This is a genomic window from Corallococcus sp. AB030 (assembly GCF_003668965.1).
In the GTDB taxonomy this organism is placed as follows: domain Bacteria; phylum Myxococcota; class Myxococcia; order Myxococcales; family Myxococcaceae; genus Corallococcus; species Corallococcus exiguus.
On record NZ_RAWQ01000436.1, the window covers coordinates 1 to 1,586 of the forward strand.

Below are 1,586 nucleotides of genomic sequence, written 5' to 3' on the forward strand. Positions count from 1 at the left end.
CACCCCGCCCCGCCCCCGGAGCCGGACGAGGACGACCGCTACGTGGAGGCGAAGCTCGCCCAGGCGAAGCAGCTGATGGATGAGTACCTGAACCTGCGCAAGTAGGGGCGGGCAATCCCGGGCGCCCCATGCTAGACGGGCGCCCATGCCCAAGATCCGCAAAGTGCTCGTCGCCAACCGCGGCGAGATCGCCATCCGGGTAATGCGCACCTGCAAGGACCTCGGCATCGCCACCGTGGCGGTGTACTCCGAAGCAGACCGCTCCGCGCTGCACGTGCGCACCGCCGACCAGGCCTACTTCGTCGGCCCCCCGCCCTCGCGCGAGAGCTACCTCGTGCAGGAGCGCATCCTGGAGGTCGCGAAGGAGTCCGGCGCGGACGCCATCCACCCCGGCTACGGCTTCCTCTCCGAGAACGCGTCCTTCGTGCGCGCCTGCGAGAAGGCCGGCATCATCTTCATCGGCCCGCCGGCCGCCGCCATGGACGCCATGGGCGAGAAGACCCGCGCCCGCGCCAACATGATCAAGGCGGGCGTGCCCGTCGTCCCCGGCACCACCGAGCCCATCGCCACCATCGAGGAAGCGCGCGAGTACGCGCAGCAGATCGGCTTCCCCATCATGCTCAAGGCCGCTGGCGGCGGCGGTGGCAAGGGCATGCGCCGCGTGGAGGGCCTGGCCGACTTCGACTCCGCGTGGCGCTCCGCCAAGAGCGAGGCGCTCAACGCCTTCGGCAACGACGCGGTCTACATCGAGAAGTACCTGGAGAAGCCTCACCACGTCGAGATCCAGGTCTTCGCCGACCAGTACGGCAACACCATCCACCTGAACGAGCGCGAGTGCTCCGCGCAGCGCCGTCACCAGAAGGTGGTGGAGGAGACGCCCAGCCCCATCCTCACGCCGGAGATGCGCGCGAAGATGGGCGAGGTCGCGGTGAAGGCGGCCAAGGCCGTCAACTACGTGGGCGCCGGGACGGTGGAGTTCCTGGTGGACGTGCACCGCAACTTCTACTTCCTGGAGATGAACACCCGCCTCCAGGTGGAGCACCCGGTCACCGAGTGGGTCACCGGCCTGGACCTGGTGGCCATGCAGATTCGCGCCGCGGAAGGGGAAAAGCTCCCCCTCTTCGAGGCCCCCACCCCGCGCGGTCACGCCATCGAAGTGCGCGTGTACGCGGAGGACCCGTCGCGCAACTTCATGCCCAGCCCCGGAAAGATCCACGCGCTGCGCGTGCCGAGCGGCCCGAACGTGCGCGACGACTCGGGCGTGTTCGCGGGCTTCACGGTGCCCAACTACTACGACCCCATGATCTCCAAGCTGTCCGTGTGGGGCGCCACGCGCGAGGAGGCCATCGCGCGGGCGAAGCGGGCGCTGTCCGAGTACGTGGTGAAGGGCATCACCACCAACATCCGCTACCTGCACGGCATCCTGTCCCACCCGGAGTTCGTGGGCGGGGACTACGACCTGAGCCATCCCCTCATATGAAACCGAGCGCTTCTTTGAAGACAGGGTGCTGGTGGAGGAGTTCGGCGAAGCGCTCGACGAGAGGCCGCAATCGCTCCTCCTTCATCATGGGAATGGCTTGGTAATA

Annotated in this window: 1 protein-coding gene; it reads left to right on the plus strand. The window is 67.9% G+C overall.

The window, feature by feature from the left end; translation table 11 throughout:
- The first annotated feature begins 145 nt into the window (after nucleotides 1-145).
- Nucleotides 146-1,480 (plus strand): acetyl/propionyl/methylcrotonyl-CoA carboxylase subunit alpha, encoded by a 1,335-nt coding sequence (locus tag D7Y15_RS43425; protein WP_233605328.1) that lies wholly within the window; start codon nucleotides 146-148, stop codon nucleotides 1,478-1,480.
- Nucleotides 1,481-1,586: the final 106 nt, after the last annotated feature.

Excerpts from the sequence above, each read along its gene's own strand:
- D7Y15_RS43425 (WP_233605328.1), top strand. The coding sequence starts at position 146 with ATGCCCAAGATCCGCAAAGTGCTCGTCGCCAACCGCGGCGAGATCGCC.